Consider the following 22,506-nt stretch of genomic DNA (forward strand, 5'->3'; position numbering starts at 1 on the left):
CGGCCCGGCACCCCCGGCCGCGGCCGCGGCCGGCCATGACCACTTCAGCGACGATCCGCTCAGCATCGGCCTCACGGTCGTCGCCTCGGGGTTCGTCGTCGCCCTGCTGGTCCTGCTCATCCACCGCCCCCAGCCCCGCCGGAGTTAGCCGGCGGGGCCGGCCGCCTCCCCCGGACCGGTCAGCCCACCGGGATGGCCTGGAGCAGGCGCTGGAGCTCTCCGACGCACATCATGTAACCGGTCGGGGTAGGCAGGCGTTCGAGGTAGTGCGCCAGGTCCGCGCCGAGGGAGAACACCCGGGCCGGGGTCCCCGCCTCCTGCGCGTCCTCAATGGCCCGGCGCAGGCCGTCGAGGACGGCGGGGTGCCGGGTCCGGTACGACTCGGCCACCAGGTGATTGCTGCGGTCTGCGGCGAGGTAGAACTGGACCAGGTCCTTGGTGCCGACGAAGAGCTCGTCGGCGCCGGCGGCGCAGATGGCGGAGGTGGCGTGGACCGCCGCCGGCGTCTCGATGAACGCGGACAGGGGTGTCCCGGCCGGCAGCCCGAGGTGGGGCCGGAGCCGGGCGAACTCCTCGGCGTCGTTGAGGAACGGGGCCGACAGGCTCACCCGGCCCGCGCCGGCGCCGGCCCGGGCGCGCAGGGTCTCCAGCGCGACGTGCAGCGCCTCCGGGTAGGCCGCCGAGCGGAGCAGCCACCGGGTGCCGTGCAGGCCCATGTCGGGGTTGGGTTCGGTCTGGACCGGGGCCTTCGCCGTGATGCGGGCGGCGTCGTCGGAGCGCAGATCGAGCATCCGCAGGATCAGGCGCTGGTCTGGCCGGAGCTGCTCGACGTACGTCTGCAGGTGGCCGGCGATCGCCCGCCCGTACGCGTGCACGGCGGCGGTTCCGCCGTGGAGCGAGTCGATCGGGCTGAGGCCCGCGGCCAGGCACAGGAACTCCTCGCGCAGGAAGAACGACTCGACGTGCGCCGCACCCGGTCCGGCCGCGTTGACGGTACGGATGTCCTCGCGGTCCGCGATGACCGCGCAGGCCGACCCGAGCCGGTCCGCCGACGGCATGCTCGCCTGCACCGGCTCGCTCGTTACGAGGACGGCGGCGCCGAGGATGACCGACTGGGCCGCCAGGTCGAGCGTCACCTCGCCGGCGAGCGTGCTGAGGTCGGCCGGGCCGACGCGCAGAACGGGGATGCTCTTGGCGCGGCAGAGCGACTGCATGTGCCCGGTCGCCCCGCCGGAGCTGCAGATGACCGCACGGGCAGCCATTATCGCGTCGTAGAGGTGCGGACCGAGGGACGGGGTGATCAGGATGGAACCGGCGAGCGGCGCCCCGGTCCGGTTGCAGGGCCCGCCCACCACCGGCTCGATGCCCGGGGTGAGCAGGACGCCGCGGATCCGTCGCTCGATCATGTGACCTCCGTGTGTTCGTCGGCCGCGATGCGCAGTTGCCCGCGCAGCTGACGCGGTGTGACCGAGATGTCGGTGAGCCGCTGGACCGCCGCTTCGATCACGGCGGCCCGGAGCAGGTCGCCCGGCCCACCGGCGGGGGCGGAGCCGGAGATGGACCGCAGCTGGGCCTCGAGGCGGTTGCCGAGGCGCTCGCGCTCGGCCCGGCGCCGGGCCGCCAGCCGTCTGACCTCCAGAGACACCGCTTCGGCGAAGGCCGGCCCGGTCGACTCACCGGCGGCCAGCGCGCGGCCGAGCTCCGCCGCGGCGCGGCGGGCCTCGGCATCGCAGTGCAGTTCCAGCCGTTCGATCAGGTGGGCGGCGACCACTATCGAGTGGTTCTTGATCGCGGCGAGGTTGAAGGCGAAGGCGCCGGCGCGGCCGTTGCGGACGATCTCGTCGCCCTCCCGCATCACACCGATGGTGGAGAGCGGGACGATCGGCTCGCCGCCGGGGTCCAGCGGGGTGCCCCGGTCGTCGACCTCGATGCCACGGCCCGTCCGGTGATGGGGTGTGACCAGCTCCCGGGCCAGGAGTTTCTGCCAGAGCGGCGAGCCGACCTGGGTGTAGTCGGCTTCCCGGCCGAAGTTGCACACCACCAGGTCGGCCTGGATCACGCGCTCGGCCGTGGCTGTCGCGACGGTGACGGCCAGCCGGCCCGCTCCGGCCGGCTCCACCCGGCCGACCTTGCCCGTGACGACCTCGATGGTGCCGTGGTCGGACGAGAACGCCTGCTCGACGATGGACGTGGTGTATCGCACGGCGCCGACCCGGAGGGACGCGATCTGGGTGCTGAAGTCGTTGAGCAGGCCGCGCAGCTCGCCGGTCGGGATGCGGTCGATGATCGCCGGGAGGTGTGGCTCCCAAGCCTTGGCGGCCCGCTCGGCGATGATGCGCCGGTCGATCTCGGGGTGTTCGTCGCGCACTGTCGCACACGCGCTCTCCCATTCCGCCCGGACCCGCTCCAGGAACTCCGCCCTGCTCCGGTACGGCTCCAGCAACCGTACGGGCACAGGCAGGCGCACGACGCCGTGCTGGTGTTCCTCGGGGTAGGCACGTGGCGTGGTGCCGGACCGGGAGACCAGATGGATGGGGCCGGTGTGGCCCAGCCGCAGCAGCAGCGCCGCGGAGTCGTACGCGCTGAGCACCGTGCCCACGATCACCACGCTCGCCTCCCGGGGCACGGCGAACAGCCGGCGGACACCGTCGGTCGAGTACGGATGCCGGATGAACGCCTCGTGGGCCATCACCTCGGCGGCGAACGCGGGCCACTTCAGCTCCATGCCGGTGGCGAGCACGACGTGGTCCGCGGTCAGCTTCGAGGTGTACTCGGCCTCCGTCCCGGCGGCGTGCCGGATGGTCGCCTCCACGTCTTCGAGGTGGATGCCGAGGTCCACCGCTTCACCCTCGGCCTCCACGAGATCCACACCCGGGTGCGCCTCACGGCGGCCCTGCTCCATCCGGGCGGTCAGGTAGTCGTGATAGATCCGGCGCGGGGCCGGACCGTGTTCGGCGAACGTGTAGTCCACCCACGGCGGCGGCCATCCCCGACGGTCCGCCTCGTGGTTGGCCCAGTGGACGAAGTCGTCGACGTCCTCCCGGAACGCCGACATGCGGCCCGCCTGGATGTTGAAGACGTGATCCCACGGGTTGCCGTCCCGGTGGTAGGCCACGCCGGCGTACCGGTATTCGGATCGGCGCTCGAGCATCACCACCTCTAGCGGGGTGCGGGCGAACTGGAGAATTCGGATCGCCGTGGCCGTTCCGGCGAGTCCGGCGCCGATGATGAGAATGCGCGGGCGACGCATGCATGCCTCCGTCGTACCCGGGCGGCGCTCTCAGCGGCTCGCCCGGGTGTGCTCGTGGCTGAGTGGCAGGCACACCACCGCACGAACGACGCATTCCCGCGGACACGGCCCGGCACGCGGCGAACCGCACTCCGGAGGTCACGGGAATGTCGGCCATCCATCTCGGCAAGGTCGCATCCCTCGGATCGCAGTGCGCCGGCCGGGCAGGATCCCATCATAGGGGTTCGACCTCCATCGCGTCAGGCCTCGATCCACCCGTGACCCCGTCCAGCAAAAGATCGACGGGTGACGATCGGCAGATGCCCAGTCTGGCCGGTGCGTCAGCGGCTCCCACCTTCACCGTTGCGGAAACGTTCCAAGCCCAAATCCGAGGTCATCCATTGTGGAGTCGGGGAACGCTGTTGAACCCACCAAGCCGCTGGCCGAGCTGGCCGAGCTGGCCGAGCTGGCCGAGCTGGCCGAGATGATCGAAGGACGACGTGAAGCCCGGACCGGCCTCAGGCCGGTCCGGGCTGTCGGGTCAGCTCACCTGGCCGCTGTCACCCGTCCTCACAGCAGGCGCGCCGGCTCTCCTCGAGGTAGTGCGGGTCGTTCCACCAGTAGCCGGCGTTGGCGGGGTGCGGAGGCAGCGCCGGCAGCACCGAACTGACCGCGGACCTGGCGGTCGACGACCTCGTGGCTTCGAACGGCGCCACGAGGTCGTCGACGGTGTGAATGATGCCGTTCGCCATCACCTGCTGGACGTTCGCGGCCTGCTTGATGTCGCTCAGCGGATCGCCTCCGAGGAAGGCGAGGTCGGCGTAGCAGCCCGCGGCGATGCGGCCGAGGGGCTCGTTGAGAACCTCGCCGGGGGTTCGGGTTGCGGTAGTCAGGGCCTCGTACGGCGTCAGTCCGCCGGCCACCATGGCCCGCAGGTTGAGTTGGGTGCTGACGGCGTTGGGGGCGATCGGGGAGTCCGTGCCGGTGATCACCCGGCCACCGCCACGGATCACGGCGGCCACGGCGGCGACCTGGCGCGCGAGGACCTCCCGGTCGATGGTCAGGTCGCTGCTCTGCACGTCACTGAGGATCGCCTGCAGATAGGCGTACTCCCAGGACGGGTAGAGGGCGCGGATGCGCCGGTCGTTGGCCAGGCTGTCGTCGAGCAGGATCACCGACACGAACATGGTCGGGGTGAGCGTCGCCCCGGTCGCGGTGAAGATGTCGGCGACGTCGCGGTAGACGTTGCTGAGCGCGGAGATGGTGCGTGAGTACCCGAACCGGCTGGTGGCTCCGATGTGCTCCATGCCGTCGCCGCCGAACGCGAGCGCCGGATAGTGATAATGCGAGGTGCTGGGCACGCCGTGCCGGTGGGACCAGTCGATGACCTGGCGCTGCCACTGCGGGCGCAGCCGGACGTACGCCTTGGTCAGGTCGTAGTCCAGGGCACCGGCGCGTTCCAGCTCGAGGCCCAGTTGCCGCTCGTCGTACGTGGGGCGCATGAAGTTGTAGAAGACCCGGGAGCCGTCGATCGCCTCACCGGTGGCGAAGTAGCGCGGGCCGATCCGGGCACCCGACTGGATGGATTCGCGTTCCTCGATCATCTGGTACGCGGGACTGCCGGTGGATCGGGTGGTGGTGATCCCCAGCGACAGCCAGAGCCGGCCCTGCTTGGCGCCGTAGGAGTAGCCCTGCATCTCCCGATGGTGGTGCATGTCGATGAGACCGGGGATCACGACCGCCGCTCGCGCATCGACGAGTCGCCCGTCGCGCCCCGGCCGGTGCGGCTCCACAGCGGTGATCCGATGGCCCTCTACGACGATGTCGACATCGTGCCGCAGATCACGCCCCACGCCGTCCCAGACCCGGCCGGCGTGGATGACCGTGCGGCCGCGCGGCGCGGAGTTGGTCCAGGTGAGACGCATCGGCACGGTATGCGGCGACCCACCGACGGCCGGCACGACGCGGAGCCGGCCGTTGTTCAGGTAGAGCAGCCGGCTGGAGTCTCCGCTCCAGCTCGGCGCGTCGGTGACCTCATGGGTGATCTGCCGCGGCTCGCCGGCGAAGGTGCCGTCCGGGTGCACCGGCACCACCCAGAGCACGCTGGCGACCACGAAGGCCAGGTGCCTGCCGTCCGGGGACCAGACCGGGCCGTCGTCGCCTCTGGTCTGGATCGACCGGTGCGGCAGCGGGTCGATGTACCGTCCGGCGCCGGTAGCCACGTCGACCAGGAGGATCTTGCTGAGCCCCTCGCGATACCGGGCGGAATAGGGCACGACCGCGGCGAGTGCGATGGTGTTCCCGTCCGCGGACCAGCTGGGCCGGCCGGGTTCGAACGTCGCCGGGAAGATCTGCCGTACGGCACCGGTGGCCACGGCCACGGTGTACAGCGCCCCGGTCTGATCGAGGAAGGCGAGCTGACTGCCGTCGGCCGACCAGCTCCCGGAGACCGCCGCCGCGTTCGGCAGGTTGGTCAGCTGCCGCTCCTGACCGGTACTCAGATCGCGCAGCCAGATGTCGAGTTTGCCGCCCCGGTCGGTCGAGTAGGACAGCTGGCGGCCATCCGGCGACCAGGCCGGATCGGACTTCCACCACTGGTCCCGGACAATCGGCTGCGGCGCCCGTCCGATCGTCATGGTCCAGATGTCGTTCAGGGCGCGGAAGGCGACCCGTTGCCCGTCCGGGGCGAGCACCGGGCTGCCGATGCCCTGCACCGGCTTCGGCGTCACGGAGTCGAAGTCGCGACGCCGCTTGCGGTAGCGGGGGGTGATGAGGGCCAGCGGCGCGATGAATCCGATCTCGTTCGCCGGGCCGCCTCCCGACTTCCGGCGGCGGATGTGGCCGTCGGCGGTGTAGACGTACTCCCGCGGCGAACGCCACGAGACCCGGAACGGGAAGACGTCCTCGCCTGTGACCTCGGCCTTACCGTTGCGCCACAGTTCGCTGCGTCCGTCGACAAGCACGTTGTAGAGCAGTTCCGAACCGTCCGGCGTCCACGCCGGGGCGTGGAGGGCCTGGCCCGCCGGCACGCTCACCGCGGTCTCCCGAGCGCCGGTGGAGAGCTCGACGACGTCGATGCAGGTGTTGGCGGCCACGAAGGCGATCCGTCGGCCGTCCGGCGACCACGCCGGCTCGTACTCCTGCGCCGCGCTGTCCGCGACCACGCTGACGGCGCCGCTGGCCACGTCGAGGACGTGGATGCCGTAGCTGCCGGACAGGTCGGCGGAGAACGCGATCCGCTTCCCGTCCGGCGAGAACCGCGGCTCCCGATGGTCGAACGGTCCGTGGGTGAGCTGCCGCAGCCCCGACCCGTCGGGCCGGATCACCCACAGATTGAAGGTCCCGTCCCGGTAGGACTGGACCACGATCGACCGGCCGTCCGGCGACCAATCGGGCTGAGCGATGTCGAAGAGGTCACCGGTCAGCCTTCGAGCCGGCCCGCCCGACGCCGGCAGCACCCAGAGCACTCCGACAAAATCGATCGCGATCATCCGCCCGTCCGGCGACAGCTGCGCGGCCATCCCGGTACCCGACCGCGCGTTGACGGGTCGGCGCACCCCCTCCACCGTGTCGCCGGTGGCCGCCTGGGCCTCGTCGCCGAACAGGCGCGGGGCCAGGGCGTTGCCCGCGGCCAGCCCGGCCACCACGCCACCGGCACCGGCCAGGACTGCTCGCCGGCTGACCCGGGGGTGCTCGGCTTCGACGCTGAGGTGCGGCGCACCCTCAGTCTCGCCCGGTTCGGGCTCGCGCACATCGCCGGCCATCGACCCGGATGCCCCCTGCTGTGTCATGCGCAATCTCCCATCGTCTGCTGCCCGGTTAAAAGCTCCATTGCCTTCATGGAGTGCCCCCACTCGACTGTGTTAGGCGTGGCGGCCTTCGTGGTGCTCGCGGTGATGTCAGTGCCCGCCGAGCCCGGTGCGCCCGTCGAGCAGCTCGCGCGCGATCTGCAGGTGGCCGGAGTGCGCAGCGGTCTCCTCGATCATGTGGAGCACTATCCAGCGGACGTTCGTCACCCGTTCCGCGAGTTCCGGGTTCGGGTGCCGTCCGCGCGGCGCCGCCGAGAGCGAGGTGGTCGCGAGCACCTCGTCCGATCGCCGGCACTGGTCACGGTAGAAGGCGACGATGTCGGCACTCGGCCTGTCGCACACGAAGACAGCCGGGCGGACATAGGGCGGCCGTCCCTCGTCCCACTGCAGTTCCGTCGCGGTGCCCGTGGCTACCAGCTGAAACCAGTGCCGCTCGGCTCGGCCGAGGTGCTCGACCAGCCCGGCCGGCGTCCAGCCGGACGGCACGACCGAGGTGTGCCAGGCCTCCTCGGACAGCCCTTCGACGACCGACAGCACCGCATCGCGCAGGTTCTGGAGGAAGCCGAGGAGCATGCGCGACTCGTCGGCCTCACTCCCTGTGCTCAAGGTCATGATGAGAGTCCACCAAGCTGCCTGCGGAGCCGGCCACTCTCACCTTGCCCGTCGGCTCTCACATCCGGAGTTCTGGTCTGCACAGGTCGAACCAGGCCGTGGTGTCCAGCAGCTTCTCCAGCCCGACCCGCAGCTGCGGTGTCAGAGACCTCGGGTCCGCCGTGGTCACCTCGCTCAGCGCGATCGTGTTGAACAGCGTGAGCGCCTCGTTGCCGTTCCGGAGCGCGTCGGCCGCCTGGCGTTGCAACTCGGTCACATACGCGAAGTCCTGAGTGGATGGATACGGTGCCTTGACCCGCTTGAGGACCGGCTCGGGGAGCAGATCGGCGACAGCGGCACGCAGCAGGCTCTTCTCCCGCCCGTCGAACGTCTTGAACGACCACGGTGTGTTGAACACGTAATCGACGAGTCGGTGGTCGCAGAACGGCACCCGCACCTCCAGGCCGACCGCCATGGAGATCCGGTCCTTGCGGTCCAGCAGCAATCGCATGAACCGGGTCAGGTGCAGATAGCAGATCGTGCGCATTCGCCGTTCCAGGTCGCTCACCCCGTCGATCTCGGGGACTTCGGCCACGGCTTCCCGGTACCGGTCTCTGACGTAGTCCTCCAGGTCCAGGGATTTCGCGAACGACTTGTCGAGCATGGCACCGCGGGCAAAGCTGCCCTGCGCGGACGCGATCCAGGGGAACATGTCCGTGCGCTGAATCTCCGGATCATGGAACCATCGGTACCCGCCGAACACCTCGTCCGCGGACTCGCCGGACAGGGCGACAGTCGACCGCTCGCGGATCGCGGAGAACAGCAGATACAGGGAGTTGTCCAGCTCGCCGAGCCCGTTGGGCAGTTCGCGCGCCGCGATGGCGGCCGCACGCGCCGCAGGGTCGGCGAGCGCCTTCGAACTGAGCATGACGTCCCGATGATCGCTGCCGGTGTGCTCGGCGACGGCATGGACGTACGGACCGTCCGGTGAGTCGCGCACGTGGTCGGGCACGAAGTTCTCCGCCTGCCCCACGAAGTCCACCGCGAAGCTCCGGATGGATCCTGAGCGTCGCGCGGCCAGCGCGGTCAGCGCACTGGAGTCGAGGCCGCCGGACAACAGGACGCACAGCGGGACGTCGGAGACCAGCTGCCGCCCGACGGTGTCCTCGAGCAGTTCGCGTACGTGCGCCACCGTGGTGGGCAGATCATCGGTGTGCCTGCTGGCGCTCAGCGTCCAGTACGTCGAGGGACGCCACCCGGAACGGTCCACGGTGACCACCGTCCCCGGGACGACTTCGCGCATGCCGTGCCATACCGCGGCTCCCGGCGTTTTCGTGGATCCGAAGAGTTCGCGCATCCCGTCCAGGTCGATCGCCCGATCCGCGAGCGGGCTAGCGAGGATGGCCTTCGGCTCGGAGCCGAATACGACCCCGTCCTCGGTCGGGTAGTAGTAGAGGGGCTTGATACCCATTCGGTCGCGGGCGAGGATGAGGCGCTCGTCGCGGCCGTCCCAGATGGCAAAGCCGTACATGCCGTTGAGCCGGTCCATGACCCCGGTGCCCCACTCCAGGTAACCGCGGAGCACGACCTCCGTGTCGCAGTCGGTGGTGAACGAATGCCCGCGCACCCGCAGCCCGGCGCGCAGCTCGGTGTAGTTGTAGCACTGTCCGTTGTAGACGAGGGTCACATCTCCGTCGTCCGTGTGGGCGGTCATCGGCTGCTTGCCCCCGGGCGGATCGATGACCGAGAGCCGCCGGTGGCCGAGGACGCAGTGCGACCCGAGCCAGGTTCCCGAGTCGTCCGGGCCGCGGCAGGCCATCGTCGCGGTCATCGCCCGCAGGGCGTCACGCTGTTCCCGTAGATCCCTGCGGTAGCTGACCCATCCCACTACACCGCACACAGGTTTGTCCTCTCGCACTCACTCAGCCGCTGAATCGGCACGTCGTGGTCGTCTGCCGGCACCTCAGGTCAGGCCCGGTGAAGCGTCGGGATCGAAAGCGAAGTCGTGCGCGATCCGCCGCAATTCCGCGGTCATGGAGGCGATCGTGTCCTCGCGGAACAGGTTTCGCTTGTACGAGACGACGCCGATGGCGTCGCCGGACGGGTCCTCGTTCAGGTCCAGCAGCGCGCCATCCGGCAGTGCCGACGCCAGCGACTGCGAGCTCAGCCGCCGCGTGATCCGGACGTACTTCAGGTCACCGGGCGCCTCGACAAGCTGCTTCGGATCGGGAACGCTCTGGAACACCATCGCGGTCGCGTTGTCGGTCATGGCCGGCCGCATCAGTTCCGGCGCCTGACCGAACACCTGAATGGCCGGCACTTCGTGCGAGAACGCCTCGAGACAGGTTTGCCGTGTCCGCTCGAGGACTTCCCCGTACGACTTACATCCGGCGATGTCCGTACGCAATGGCATGAAGTTGATGCACGCCCCGACAGTTTCCTGGAACAGATCGCCGCCACGGCCCGCGGTGAATGTCGCGATCACGATGTCCGTCGCGCCGGTCAGCCGATGCACGAGCAGCTGGTACATCGCGGCCAGCGTCACGAAACTCGTGGTCTGGCTGGTTGCGGCCAGCCGTTCGACGGCCGACACCACGTCACGCGCTATCAGGAAGCGATGCTTGCCGGTCGACTCGGGAAGTCCGGCCGAGCGCGGGAAGTCGGTGGGAATCGCGGTGAACTGCGCGCCGTCCAGCTTGCGGCGCCAGTAGTCGCGTGCGGCATCCGTACCCGCACCGGCACCCTCTCGTTGCCAGCCGGCAAACTCGCGGTATTGCGGGGCCGGCGGCAGATCCGGGACGCTGTGCCCGGTCCGGGCGGCATAGCGATTGGCCAGGTCTCGGATGATCACACCCAGGGACAGTGCATCGGCGCCGAGATGATGCGTCATCAGCGCCAGAACCGCGTCCTGGTCATCAAACCTGGCCAGGACGGCACGCAGGGAAGGTGTCTCGTCCGCGCCGATGGTTTCCGTTTCGATCCCCTGCAGCAGCGTCTCAATCTGCTCGTCGCGCGTTTCACCGGAAGCCGCCTGGCCGTCGCGGACATCCAGCCGCACCGGGCTCGGCGGCAGGATCTCCTGGTAGCGGTGGCCGGCTGGGCCGGCAATTCGCGTCCGGAGCGCCTCGTGCCGCGCCACGACGTCCAACAGGGCATCGCCCAGCGCGTCGACGTTGATCGGCGCACCCGTGACGCGCCACGCCGCGACCACGTGGTAGCGGGAACCGAACGGACCGTCCGCGCTGCCCATGTCGAATTGGCTGACAAACTCCTGATTCAGTGACAGCGGGGCCTCTCCGGCCACCGCGGCTGCACCTGTTGCACTCATGTCTGCCTGCCTCCCGCCTGCCGCTTCCTTGTCGTCGAACGAAGGCTCGCAGCTGCGCTGCCCGCCGACACCTCCGGCCTTGCCCGCGTTGTCGGTCGGCGGAGGCAACCGGAGAGGTGCGACGAGATCGGAGCGAGGGCGATCCTCGGTGCTGCCCCGACGCGTCGCCGGGCTTCCGCGCGTGTGCCGGCTCATCCCATGCTCTGAGGAGTGGAAATGACGCAGCAAGTGATCAGTCCGGAGGAGATCCCGCAAGGCGAGACGGAGACCGCCCTCGGAGGCCTGTTGGCGGAAGTCATCGGCATCCCCAGCCTGCCGCGCACGACCTCGTTCTTCGATCTGGGCCTTGATTCGCTGTCGGTGGCGGTCGCCTGTGCCCGGCTGGAACAGGCGACCGGCGTACGGGTCAGCTTCTCCCAACTCTTCCGGACCCCCAGCGTCGCCCAGCTGGCAGCATGGATCGATGCGGCCCGCGCTCAGAACGGCGGCGGTCCGGACACTCCCGCCCAGCCGTCGACCGGCGCAGGCGCCGAGCTCGTGGCGATCACCCCCCGGCAGGCCCAGACCGTCCCGATGGGCCTCGTGGTCAACAATGCGTGGTGGTTCGACGGGGAGATCGACGACGCGGCTCTCGAGAGCGCAGCCAACGACGTTCACCGCCGCCATCAGGCACTGCGAGCCAGGTACCTCCCCGCCCCGGATCTCGGCTTGGCCGAGCTGCCGGCCGACCCCGGGCAGGTTCTGTTTCACCGGCTGCCACCGGAAGACAGTGATCCCGCCGCGCTCGATGCGCTCCTGCGCACCCTGCGGCAGCCGTTGCGGCTCGGTGAGGGTGAGGTCTGGCGGTGTGCGATAGTGCGCAGTGGACAGGGCGGGCGCACTCTGTTCGGGGTGGCCGTGGACCACGCGGGGTTCGACGGCCGTTCGCTGACCATCCTGACGACGGAGTTGTCCGCCGCCTACTCGGCCCGTGCCGCCGGGAAAGAGCCGCAATGGCCGGGCCGGGTCGCATCGCTCGCCGAGATGGCGGCCGACTACCGACGCCAAGTCGCGGGGCAGGACCCGGATGCGCAGCGCCGGTACTGGCGCGAGGAGTTGCGCGACCTCCCGGCGTGCCGCCTTCCCGGGCGTAACGACGCGCCCGCAGAGCCCGTCGGACCGGCGAAGGAATGCGCCTTCACCGTGCCGACGGCGCAGCTGCAAAAATGGGAGGACTATGCCCGCGCCAACGGTATGAGCGCATCCGTGGGGATCGCAGCGGCCTATGTGCAGTCGATCATCCGCGTCGGCGGGCAGCCGGACTTCGGCCTGGGGGTCGCGCTCGCGAACTGGTCCGGCGAGATCATCGACCGGACGATCACCAATCGGGTGGGCAACATCTTCCTGCGACCGAACGGCCCTTCCAATTCAGGTCCGCACCTGCTCGCACGAATGCGGGCCTCGTACAACCAGGCGATGGCCGCGCGTGACGTCCTCGTGGACCCGACCGAATACGTCGGCATCACGGGCGACAAGAGTGTCCTCGACGGAATGGTGGGCATGGTCTACAACTCGTATCCCCCACTCGACCTCGGCGGGGTCGTCGGAAGTTACGCACGCGAGCTTCGCGTCTGGACGGGAAACCTGCGGGACATCTTCGTCGAGGTGGAGACCGGCCCGGAGGGACTCGGCATGCACATGATCGTGCGCACCGATCGCTACGAGTCCAGCCTGGCCGACCGTCTCGGCGAGCATTTCATCGACATCATCAGCAATGGGCCCGAGAAGCTCGAACGGGAGACCGCCCGCTAGCGGGTTGGATGTTCCGCGGTGGCCGGGCGGTCGACCAGCAGGTCGATTCGACCCGGCCATCTCCATGCCCGGGACCTTGATCCCCATCGGACAATGTTCGAACTGCCCGACAGAGTGCCGGCCTTCCTGCGGAGAGTCCCCATCACCCCGGCCGACCCTGTAGCACATGGCCGTTGGTGATTCCGAGAAGTCGGCATTCTCGAAGACGCTGGGCACGCCGCAGGGGGAAAAACTGTCGAGATGAGACGAAGAAACCTGCTGGGCGTGGCGGCGGCTGCCGGAGTGGTCGGGGCGACCACCACATACGGGGGCGGGTCGACGGCGGCGATCGCCGCCCCGGGCGCGCCGCCCCTGGACCCCACGGACTGGTCCAGCGTACGGGCCCAATTCGCTATCAGTCCCGACCTGGCGCACCTTTCCACGTACGTGTTCGCGCCCCACCCGGCGTCCGTACGGGCGTCGATCGCCCAGCACCGGGCGGGGCTGGACGCCGACCCGAGCGGTTACCTGCACGAAAACGGGGGGCGGCTGGATCAGGCGGCCGCCGCCGCGGCGGCCGACTACCTGGGCTCGCGAATCAGCGACATCGCCTTCACCGACTCCACCACGATGGGGTTGGGATTGCTCTACGGCGGCCTGCGGCTGAGGCGGGGCGATGAGGTGCTCACCACCGAGCACGAGTTCTACTCCACGCACGAGGCGCTGCGGCTGCGCGCCCAGCGCGACGGCGTCGCCGTGCGGCGGGTGCGACTCTACGCAGACCCGGCCAAGGCCAGCACTGACGAGATCGTGGGCAACCTGATCCGCGGGGTGACCAGGCGTACGAAAGTGGTGGCGGTGACCTGGGTGCACTCCAGCACCGGTGTCAAGCTGCCGATCCAGGCGATCGCCCGAGCGTTGCGCGGCCGCGGCGTGCTGCTCTGCGTCGACGGTGTGCACGGCTTCGGCGCGGAGGAGGCCGACCCGGCCGAGCTGGGCTGCGACTTCCTCGTGTCGGGGTGCCACAAATGGGTGCTCGGCCCGCGCGGCACCGGGCTGGTATGGGGCTCGGCCGCCGGATGGGCCAGGTATGCCCCGGTGATCCCGACCTACGACGGGCGGAGCATCGGCGCCTGGCTGGGCCTCCCCGGCGATCCGGCCCCGCCCGGTCAGGCGGCCACGCCGGGCGGCTTCCACACCTTCGAGCACCGGTGGGCGCTCGCCGAGGCGTTCGCCTTCCACAAGGCGATCGGCCAGGATCGGGTCGCTGCCCGTACGCGCGAGCTGGCGACAGCACTCAAGGCCGGGCTCGCCGGCATCCGCGGGCTCAAGCTCGCCACGCCGAAGAGCCCCCACCTGTCCGCCGGCGTGGTCTGCTGCGAGGTGCCCGGCATCAACGTCGACGAGGCGGTGGCCCGGCTGCGCGAGCTCAAGGTCGTGGCCAGCTCGACGCCGTACCGGCCCTCGCTGCTGCGCTTCGGCGCCACGATCATCAACAATGAAGCCGACGTGGAAGCCACCCTGAAGGCCGTCCGAACGCTCGTTTGACTCAACGCGGGAGCGCCCGGCCGATCGCCACCAGGCCGGGCACCTCGACGCGGGAGAGCAGCGTGCCCGTGATCAGGTCTGGCCGTGCTCGGTGCTGCTCAACGATCACTGGAAGGTCCGGCGGCGGATTCAGAAATCCGGCCGAGGGGCTCGTCCAACGCGGCGACGCCGTGGGTCAGCAACGCGGTGAACTGGCTGGCCGCCTGCGCCACCGTGGTGGCGTCGAAGACCTCCGCGTCATAGGTCCACCAGCCCGTGTAACCGCGATCTTTTCGCGCCGTCAGGCTGAGGTGTACGGCGAACTTGGCGTACCCGGGCGGCATGCTGACAGTTTGCGCGGTGACACCGGGGAGCGAGAACGGCTCCCAGCGCATGTCGTCGACGGCCATTGTCACATCGCACGGCGGGGGCGCGTCCATCTCCGTACCCTGTCGCGACATCCGGACGATCTCGGCGTAGGGAACGGCACGGTGCGCAATGGCGCCGAGAACTTCCGCCTTGGCGGCGGTCACGAGCGTCCGGAACGACGTGTCCTGCGAGACGGCCAGGCGGATCGGATGCAGGTCGGTGAGGTAGCCGATCATGTCCTCGTCGGCGGCCGCGCCCCGGAGCGACACCGGCGTACCGAAGATCACCTCATCGGGCCGGCCGTACTGCCACAACGTCGCGGCCATCGCTCCCGCGATGACGGTGAACGGCGTGGTCCGCAGTGCCCGGCCGGCGGCGCGCACCGCCTGGCCGAGTTCGGGGCTCAAGGTGAAGACGTGCCGCCCGGCGCGGTGCGCCTGCTCCTCCGGCCCCGACCGGTCCGGCGGAATCGTGCAGGACCGGGGCGCGTGGCGCATCCGCTCCCGCCAGTAGGCGAGGTCCACCGGATCAAGACCCGCGGCCCGCTGGGCGACGGCGTAACCGCCGGCTTGCATCCGCAACGGTTCCAGGCTGGGCGACCGGCCGAGCACTCGGGCCGTGTAGAAGTGCATGAGCTCACGCTGGAAGATGTTCAGCGACCAGTTGTCGATCGCGGCGTGGTGGAGCTGCACCACCAGTACGAACTCGTCTGGAGACACCCGGATCAGCCAGGGCCGGATGGGCGCGACGTCGAGGTCGATCGGTTCGGTGACGATCCGGCTCAGTTGGGCTTGGAGTGATGCCTGGGGGCACGACAATTGCTTCATCCGAACGGGACCTGGGGCGGTGACGATCTGCACCGGTTGCTCACCGGACTCGGTCAGTCGGGTGCGGAGCACCTCATGACGCGAAATGATCTGGCCGACAGCCCACTCGAGTGCACCCGTGTCGAGCTGACCGGTGAACCGGCAGGCCCAGGATTCCAGGTATCGGGACGGCCCGTCCCACAAGAGATCGTCGAGCCACAGCGCCTCCTGTGCCCGGCTCATCGGATACGTCAGTGGTTGAGTGCTCACCGTCGGCGCACCAGCCGGTTCGCCGCTCATCGCTGCGCCGCGTTTCTCCCGGACCGGGTCAGCTGCCGGTCCGCGGCCGTGAGCTCGGCCCATTCACCGACCCGCGACAGGTCCTCGACGTCGAACCGATTAGCCACGGTTATCCCCATCCTGGCCGGGACGAAATCGAACCGCGCCGGCCCTAGCTCTGGCGGGTCGGCCGCCAGCTCGCCGCGTGCGGCTCACTGGGAGCATCGCAGTTGCACCGGCCGCCACCATCTCCCCCTTTGCTCCAACGGGGCGACGAGGTAGCACTGAGCTCCGATGAAACGCGTTGTCACCACCGTGCCCGCAATTCCGGAGATGCAGTCAGCTGGGCCGACTGCCACGGTGACTCATGCGACCGGATCTGCCACGGTCCGGGGTGTCCGCTCCTCGGAAAGTGATGACTGAGGACCAGGCTGCGTGTTGACGGGGCGGTCCGCTGCGTCACGCGTGCGATGTGGCTGCGGGCCCAGCGCGGCTGACGATCGCCGCCACACCTCGCCCGACCCGCTACTCAGCCGTTGTTGGAGGCCTGCAAATGACCACCCGCGTCACCGGATCGCCCGCCGCGCAGACGTTGACCGGCATGTTCGCCACGAGCGTGCGGACCTGGCCGGACCGTCCCGCCGTCAGTGACGGCGACACCATCCTCTCGTACGCCGACCTCGACCGGCGCTCGGCGGCGCTGGCGGAGGACCTGCGGGCCCGCGCGATCGGGGCCGAGGATCGGGTGGGCGTCTACCTGGACCGTTCCGTGGAACTCGTGGTGGCCATCCTCGGCATCCTGCGGGCCGGCGCCGCCTACGTCGCCGTGGACGCCCGGTACCCGGACGGCCGCCGCGACCACATGCTGGTCGCCGCCGGCTGCAAGTTGGTGGTGACCCGCGCGGACTGGTCGCAGCGCATCGCGCACCTGGGCCTCGAGGAGCTGGCCTTCCGCAGCGAGGCCACTGCGGCGGCCGCGGTCATGGACCACGCCGACCCGGCGGGGGCGGCCAGCGTGCTCTTCACCTCCGGCTCGGCCGGCCGGCCCAAGGCGATCGTGCTTGAACACCGCAACATCGTCTCGTTCGCCACCAACCCGAGCCTGCCGGAGCTGACGCCGGACGATCGTGTCGGCCAGATCTCTAGCGTCTCCTTCGACGCATTCCACTTCGAGCTGTGGACGACGCTGTACCGGGGTGCCGAGACAGTCGTCCTGCCGGCCGTGCCCGAGCTCCTGGCCGCCGACTTCCGGCGGGAGATGCGGCGGCGCCGGATCACCGCCATGCTCGTCCCCACCATGGTCATCAACCAGGTGATCCGGGAGGACCGGGACGCCTTCGCCGCGCTGCGGATCCTTCAGGCCGGTGGTGACGTCCTGCTGCCCTCGTCCTGCCGGGACCTGCTGCACGGCGAGTTCCGCGGCGAGCTGTACAACCTCTACGGCCCGGCGGAGGCGACCACCGCCTGCACCGCGCACCGGGTCACCGCCGAGGACGCCGAGCAAGACACCATCCCGATCGGGCGGCCCCTGGCCGGGGTGACCGTCCTGCTGCTCGGTGACGGCCTGCGGTCGGTGCCGGACGGCGAAATCGGCGAGATCCACATCGGTGGTCCGGGGGTCGCCCGCGGCTACTTGGACGCGCCGGAGCTGACACGGCAGCAGTTCGTTGCGGATCCTCGACCCGATGGCCCGGACCGGCTCTACCGCACCGGTGACCTGGCCCGCCGGCGCCCGGACGGGGTGTTGGAGTTCGTCGGGCGGGTGGACGGGCAGGTGAAGATCCGCGGTTATCGGGTGGAGCCGGGCGAGGTCGAGCGGAGCCTCTGCCGCAGCCGCGGCGTACGCGAGGCGGTCGTGCTACCCAGCGGCGAGGGCGAGAACCGGCACCTGCTCGCGGTGGTCGTACCCGCCGAGGACACCACCCTTCGGGACATCCAGGAGTTCGCCCGCGCCGAGCTGCCGGACTACCTGGTGCCCAGCCAGTTTGCGCTGGTGGAGGAGATCCCGTCCAACGAACACGGCAAGCGGGACCTGGCCGCCCTGCACGAGATCGCCGATGGGGTCCGGGAGCGCCGGGAGCGCCACGTTGCGCCACGTACCGAAGTGGAGCTCTACCTCGCGGAGCTGTGGGAGGAGCTGCTTGGCGTCGAGAACGTCGGCGCGAACGAGGACATCTTCGCCCTCGGTGGTCACTCTCTGCTCGCCTTCCGGATGCACAGCCAGGTCGAACGCAGGTTCGGGGTGTCGGTGGAGCTGGCCGCGGTACTGCGTGACCCGGTGCTGGCCGACGTGGCAGCACTGGTGGATCAGGCGCGGGGGGAGCAGGCACGGGCGGCCGGAGCCGGGGCGTGACCGGGCCGTCCGTCCCGGTGGACCTGACTGACGTCGACCTGTTCGTCAGCGGCCGGCACCTGGACGCGTTCGCCTGGCTACGCGAGAACCGCCCGATCTACTGGAACGAGGGCGCCGACGGCAGCCGCTTCTGGGCGTTGACCCGGTACGAGGACGTGCACTGGGCATACCGGGAGCACGCCTCGTTCGGATCAGCCCGGGGCGCGATCCTCGGCGGGTCCTTCCGCAGTGACGACGACACCGCCGCGGGCCGGATGCTGGTCGCCAGCGACCTGCCCCGACACCGGCTGCTCAAGCAACAGATCGCCCCGGCGTTGTCGGCAGCCGTGGTGGACCGCATCGGGGAACAGGTGCGGATCCTGCTCGACAAGGCCGTCGGGCAGGCGGTGGCGGCCGGCGGTTGCGACTTCGCCACCGAGATCGCCACCGAGCTGCCGGCCGGCGCGCTCATGGTGGTGTTCGGCATCGGGCATGACGAGGCGCACCACCTCATCGGGTTGACTCGACGAATGGTGGGCTTCCGCGACGAGACGTTCGTGGACACGGCGGGTGACCAGAAGCTGCGGCTGGCCTGGACGCACGCGGAGATCTTCGACTTCTTCGCCGGCCTGCTCGCGCAACGGCGTCGCAACCCCGCCGACGACCTGGTCACCCTGCTGCTCAAGGCACAGGTGAACGGCCGGCGGATGTCCGCGGAGGACATCTTCTTCAACTGCATGAACGTGGCGGTGGGCGGCAACGAGACCTCGTCGTACACCGCCTGCCACGGGATCGAGGCGCTGGCCTCCGCCCCCGACCAGTACGACCTGCTGCGCCAGCGGCCGGACGCCCTGCCCGGCGCCATCGAGGAGATGTTGCGGTGGAGCTCGGTAAACGCGTACGTGCAGCGGGTGGCGATGCGCGACGTGGAACGCGACGGGCACCTCATCCGCCGGGGTGACTCCGTGACCCTGTGGAACGTCTCGGCCAACCGTGACCCGGCCCAGTTCCCCGACGCCGACCGCTTCGACGTGACCCGCAGCCCCAACCGGCACCTGTCCTACGGCGCGGGCATCCACCGCTGTATCGGGGCCCCCGCCGCGCAACGGGAGCTGTCCCTGCTCTTCGGGGCGCTGCTGACCACGCCGGCCCGGTTCCGGCTCGCCGGTACGCCCCGGCGGCTCCGCTCGAACTTCATCCTCGGGACCACCTCGCTCCCGCTGGCGGTCGGCTGATGAAGGCCGGACCGGGTGCGGCCGGCGTCGCGCCGACCAACCGGGCTGACGCCGCGACCGACCCCTATCGCTACGGGGACCGGATCGAGCAGGTCGTGGCCCGGCACGCCCGGATCACCCCCGAGGCGGTGGCCGTTCAGCAGGGCGAGTACCGGCTGAGTTACGCGGAGCTGATGTCACGGGCCGTCCGGATCGCCGGTGCGCTGGCGACCCGGGGGGTCGGACCGGGCGACTTCGTACCGGTCTGCCTGCCTCGCTCCGTCGAGCTGGTCACCGTGCTGCTGGGCGTGCTCACCACCGGGGCCGCATACGTCGCGTTGGACCCCGGCTGGCCGGCCGACCGGAGGGCCACGGTTTTCGACGACACCCGGTGCCGCCTGCTGGTGGCCGACGACCCGGGGGCGGGCCGGCCCGGTATGCCCGTCGTCGGGTATGCGGACCTGACGACGGGCCCCGACCGGCCCGCCCCGCCGCCCGCGCTCGACGGCGCCGAGCCAGCCTGTGTCCTCTACACCTCGGGCTCCACCGGCCGCCCGAAGGGAGCCGTCTCCCCGCACCGGGGCACGATCCGCACCCTGGTCGGCCACCCGGACATCCCGCTGGGTCCGACATCCGTCTTCCTCCAGGCCGCGCCGCTGCCGTGGGACGGCTTCTCGCTGGAGCTCTGGGCGCCGCTGCTCAACGGCGGTCGCTGCCAGCTCCTGGAGGCGCACCTGCCGGCCCTCGACGTCGAGGCGCTGGCCGCCGCCGTAGGGCTGGGCGTGAACAGTCTCTGGCTGACCAGCTCCCTTTTCAACGTGCTCGCCGACGAGGCGCCGGAGCTGTTTGGCCGGACCCGGCTGCTGCTGGTGGGAGGTGAGCGCGTGTCCGCGCCGCACCTGCGCCGGATACTCGACCGGTTCCCCGGCCTGCGGCTGGTCAACGGGTACGGCCCGGTCGAGAGCACGATCTTCACCACCACCCACGTGATCCGTCCGGACGACGTCGCCGACCCGGACGCCGACGTGCCGATCGGCCGGCCGGTGCCGCGTACCGGAATCAGGTTGGTCGACGGCGGCGGCCTCCCGGTGCCCGTCGGCTCCGTTGGAGAAATCCTCGTCTTCGGCGACGGCCTGGCGACCGGCTATCTGGGCGATCCCGCCGAGACGGCCCGCGCCTTCGTGGAGCTGGCTGGGGTGCGCCACTACCGCACGGGCGACCTGGGCTGTCTGGACGAGCAGGGGCTGCTGCGCTACCGCGGCCGCGCCGACCGGCAGTTCAAGATCCATGGCATACGGATCGAACCGGGCGAGGTCGAGTCGGCGCTGCTGGCCCACCCTCGGATCGCTGCCGGTGCGGTGCTGCGCCTGGAGCTGAGCCCGGGCCGGCCGGAACTCGCGATGGTCTACCGCAGCCACGACGGTGTCCCGCTGACCGACGCGGAGCTGCGCGCGTTCGCCGGGCGGAGACTCCTACCGGCGATGATCCCCACGGTGTGGCGGCACGTCGACCGTCTTCCGCTCGGCCCGAACGGCAAGGTGGACCCGGTGGCCCTTCGGGCGCTCGCCGAGCAGGCCGCCGGCGCGCGCCGGGGGCCCGCGACGACGGGTCCGGCCGACGCCTCCGATCCGTTCCTCACCGACGTACGGCGGCTGCTCGACGTCCCCCACCTCACCGCCACGGACGACGTCTTCCAGGCCGGCGCGACGTCGCTGGACGCGGTTCGGCTCGCAGCCCGGGCAATGCGCCGGTTCGGACGGCGGATCACGGTAGCCGACGTCCACCGGGCGCGTACCGTCGACGGGCTGCGCGAGCTGCTTCGGGGCGGGGCGCCGATCCTGGCCGCGGTCCCGGTGGCCGACGAGCGCCAGGGCGCCGGCGCCCCGCTGTCACACGCACAGACCCGGTTCTGGATGGCCGAGCAGACGATGCCCGGTGCGGCCGACAACGTCGTGATGCTGGCGTACCTGCTCGACGGGCCGCTGGACGCCGAGGTGCTGGACGCCGCGCTCCAGGACGTGCTGCGCCGCCACCCGACGCTGCGCACGGTCTACGAGTGGACGGGTCGGCTACCGGAGCAAAGCGCCCTCGACCCGGCCGCCGCCCGGGTGACGTTGGAACGGGTCACCGGCCCGGACGGCTGCACCGATCCGGTCGAGCTGGCACGGCTGGTGACCGCCGACTGTTGGCGTCGCCCCTTCGACCTGGAGCGCGAGGTGTCACTGCGGGCCCGGCTCTGTCGGATGGCCGAGGACCGGCACCTGCTCTGCCTGAACGTCCATCACATCGCCTTCGACGGCTGGTCGGAGCAGCGGCTGCTGGAGACCCTCGGCGCGGCGTATCGGAACCGGGTGGTGGGACGTGTCCCCGACGGCCCGAGTGGTCCGTCGTACGCCGACTACAGCCGTTGGGAGCGGCGCGGACAGAAGCGGTGGGCGGAGGACGAGCTCCCGTTCTGGCGGCAGACGCTGCGCCGGCCGACGCCACCAGTGCTGCCGGCCCCGGGATCCTCCGGCGAGACGGCCCGGCGGGAGCTGGTGGCCCGGGTGTCCGCCGCCGAGGTGACGGCGCTGACCGGCGCGGCCCGGCGGCACGGTGGTCCGCCGGTGGCCGCCCTGCTGGCCGCCGTGGGCAGGGGGTTGGGGCGGACCTTTGACGTCCCGGACGTCTGCCTGGGCACGGTGACCGCCGGCCGGCCGCACCCGGATCTCGACGATGTGGTGGGCTATTTCGTCAACCCGCTGGCAATTCCGGTGGCGGGCGCGCGGGACGAGCCGGCCGGCGTCCTGTTGGACCGGGTCGTCGATCGGACGGCGGCGGCGATGGCCCACGGTCGTACGCCCTTCGACGAGCTGGTGCGGGTGCTGGCGCCGCCGCGTGACCGGCACCCCTGGTTCCAGGTGTGGGTGGTGGTGCAGCACGCGCCGCCGTCGGGCGCGTTCGCTCCGGGGATCACCCTGCGGGCGGTACGGGTGCCACCACCGACGACCGCCCTGGAGCTGATGTTCGAGGCGTTCCCGCAACCCGATGGCAGCTGGGAGCTGGTCATGCTCCGCCGGTCGGACGGGATCGACGACGAGACGGCCGGTGGGCTGCTCGCCACGGTGCGGACCGCCATGGTGGAGCTCACCGGGGAACGGGCCCCGGGGAACGGGCCCCATCAAGATCGAGAGTGCTGACGAGGGCGGTCCGTTCTTCCTGCCTCCGGCGTGTCACCTGCTCCGCTGCGACGGCGAAGAGCCAGTTTCCTGG

Annotated in this window: 12 protein-coding genes; 5 read left to right on the plus strand and 7 right to left on the minus strand. The window is 70.5% G+C overall.

Translation table 11 applies throughout. The annotated features are described in order from the left end of the window. Nucleotides 1-179 precede the first annotated feature (179 nt). From AB0F10_RS14980 to AB0F10_RS15005, 6 genes are all read right to left on the minus strand, one after another. Nucleotides 180-1,406, minus strand: coding sequence for a putative PEP-binding protein (locus AB0F10_RS14980; RefSeq protein ID WP_360623983.1), 1,227 nt, complete (start codon nucleotides 1,404-1,406; stop codon nucleotides 180-182). After that, on the minus strand, nucleotides 1,403-3,250 hold the full coding sequence (locus tag AB0F10_RS14985) for an FAD/NAD(P)-binding protein (protein ID WP_360623985.1): 1,848 nt from the start codon (nucleotides 3,248-3,250) through the stop codon (nucleotides 1,403-1,405). The genes AB0F10_RS14980 and AB0F10_RS14985 overlap by 4 nt, the downstream gene beginning before the upstream one ends. 539 nt (nucleotides 3,251-3,789) lie before the next feature. After that, nucleotides 3,790-7,020: an amidohydrolase family protein gene (locus tag AB0F10_RS14990; RefSeq protein WP_360623987.1), complete on the minus strand. Its 3,231-nt coding sequence runs from the start codon at nucleotides 7,018-7,020 to the stop codon at nucleotides 3,790-3,792. A 108-nt stretch (nucleotides 7,021-7,128) separates the two neighbouring features. After that, a complete protein-coding gene (locus AB0F10_RS14995; RefSeq protein ID WP_360623989.1) occupies nucleotides 7,129-7,644 on the minus strand; it encodes a DinB family protein in 516 nt (171 codons plus the stop codon). A gap of 64 nt (nucleotides 7,645-7,708) precedes the next feature. Beyond that, nucleotides 7,709-9,529: an asparagine synthase (glutamine-hydrolyzing) gene (gene asnB, locus AB0F10_RS15000; protein WP_360623991.1), complete on the minus strand. Its 1,821-nt coding sequence runs from the start codon at nucleotides 9,527-9,529 to the stop codon at nucleotides 7,709-7,711. A 63-nt stretch (nucleotides 9,530-9,592) separates the two neighbouring features. Next, a complete protein-coding gene (locus tag AB0F10_RS15005; RefSeq protein WP_360623993.1) occupies nucleotides 9,593-11,152 on the minus strand; it encodes a condensation domain-containing protein in 1,560 nt (519 codons plus the stop codon). A 21-nt stretch (nucleotides 11,153-11,173) separates the two neighbouring features. Between AB0F10_RS15005 and AB0F10_RS15010 the strand changes: the two genes are divergently transcribed. Both AB0F10_RS15010 and AB0F10_RS15015 read left to right on the plus strand, forming a co-directional pair. Further along, on the plus strand, nucleotides 11,174-12,748 hold the full coding sequence (locus tag AB0F10_RS15010) for a condensation domain-containing protein (protein WP_360623995.1): 1,575 nt from the start codon (nucleotides 11,174-11,176) through the stop codon (nucleotides 12,746-12,748). A gap of 240 nt (nucleotides 12,749-12,988) precedes the next feature. Then, nucleotides 12,989-14,275 carry an aminotransferase class V-fold PLP-dependent enzyme gene (locus AB0F10_RS15015; RefSeq protein ID WP_360623997.1) on the plus strand — a complete coding sequence of 429 codons (1,287 nt, stop codon included), beginning with the start codon at nucleotides 12,989-12,991 and terminating at the stop codon, nucleotides 14,273-14,275. 98 nt (nucleotides 14,276-14,373) lie between these two features. On the opposite strand, the gene AB0F10_RS15020 is transcribed toward AB0F10_RS15015, so the two are convergent. Next, nucleotides 14,374-15,699, minus strand: coding sequence for a condensation domain-containing protein (locus AB0F10_RS15020; RefSeq protein ID WP_360623999.1), 1,326 nt, complete (start codon nucleotides 15,697-15,699; stop codon nucleotides 14,374-14,376). Between the two features lie 562 nt (nucleotides 15,700-16,261). Between AB0F10_RS15020 and AB0F10_RS15025 the strand changes: the two genes are divergently transcribed. Genes AB0F10_RS15025 through AB0F10_RS15035 form a run of 3 tightly spaced genes read left to right on the plus strand, consistent with a single transcriptional unit; the run spans nucleotide 16,262 to nucleotide 22,433 of the window. Then, a complete protein-coding gene (locus tag AB0F10_RS15025) occupies nucleotides 16,262-18,061 on the plus strand; it encodes a non-ribosomal peptide synthetase (RefSeq protein ID WP_360624001.1) in 1,800 nt (599 codons plus the stop codon). After that, the gene (locus tag AB0F10_RS15030) at nucleotides 18,058-19,275 is read left to right on the plus strand and encodes a cytochrome P450 (RefSeq protein WP_360624003.1); all 1,218 of its coding nucleotides are present in this window, start codon (nucleotides 18,058-18,060) and stop codon (nucleotides 19,273-19,275) included. Before AB0F10_RS15025 ends, AB0F10_RS15030 begins: the two co-directional genes overlap by 4 nt. Next, nucleotides 19,275-22,433 (plus strand): amino acid adenylation domain-containing protein, encoded by a 3,159-nt coding sequence (locus AB0F10_RS15035; protein ID WP_360624005.1) that lies wholly within the window; start codon nucleotides 19,275-19,277, stop codon nucleotides 22,431-22,433. The genes AB0F10_RS15030 and AB0F10_RS15035 overlap by 1 nt, the downstream gene beginning before the upstream one ends. The last annotated feature ends 73 nt before the right edge of the window (nucleotides 22,434-22,506 follow it).

Source organism: Actinoplanes sp. NPDC026623 (assembly GCF_040638275.1).
Lineage (GTDB): Bacteria > Actinomycetota > Actinomycetes > Mycobacteriales > Micromonosporaceae > Actinoplanes.

Coding starts and splice junctions, on each gene's coding strand:
- AB0F10_RS14990 (WP_360623987.1), bottom strand. CDS start 7,020: ATGACACAGCAGGGGGCATCCGGGTCGATGGCCGGCGATGTGCGCGAG.
- AB0F10_RS15035 (WP_360624005.1), top strand. CDS start 19,275: ATGAAGGCCGGACCGGGTGCGGCCGGCGTCGCGCCGACCAACCGGGCT.
- AB0F10_RS15010 (WP_360623995.1), top strand. CDS start 11,174: ATGACGCAGCAAGTGATCAGTCCGGAGGAGATCCCGCAAGGCGAGACG.
- AB0F10_RS15005 (WP_360623993.1), bottom strand. CDS start 11,152: ATGAGCCGGCACACGCGCGGAAGCCCGGCGACGCGTCGGGGCAGCACC.
- AB0F10_RS15025 (WP_360624001.1), top strand. CDS start 16,262: ATGACCACCCGCGTCACCGGATCGCCCGCCGCGCAGACGTTGACCGGC.
- AB0F10_RS14985 (WP_360623985.1), bottom strand. CDS start 3,250: ATGCGTCGCCCGCGCATTCTCATCATCGGCGCCGGACTCGCCGGAACG.
- AB0F10_RS15015 (WP_360623997.1), top strand. CDS start 12,989: ATGAGACGAAGAAACCTGCTGGGCGTGGCGGCGGCTGCCGGAGTGGTC.
- AB0F10_RS14980 (WP_360623983.1), bottom strand. CDS start 1,406: ATGATCGAGCGACGGATCCGCGGCGTCCTGCTCACCCCGGGCATCGAG.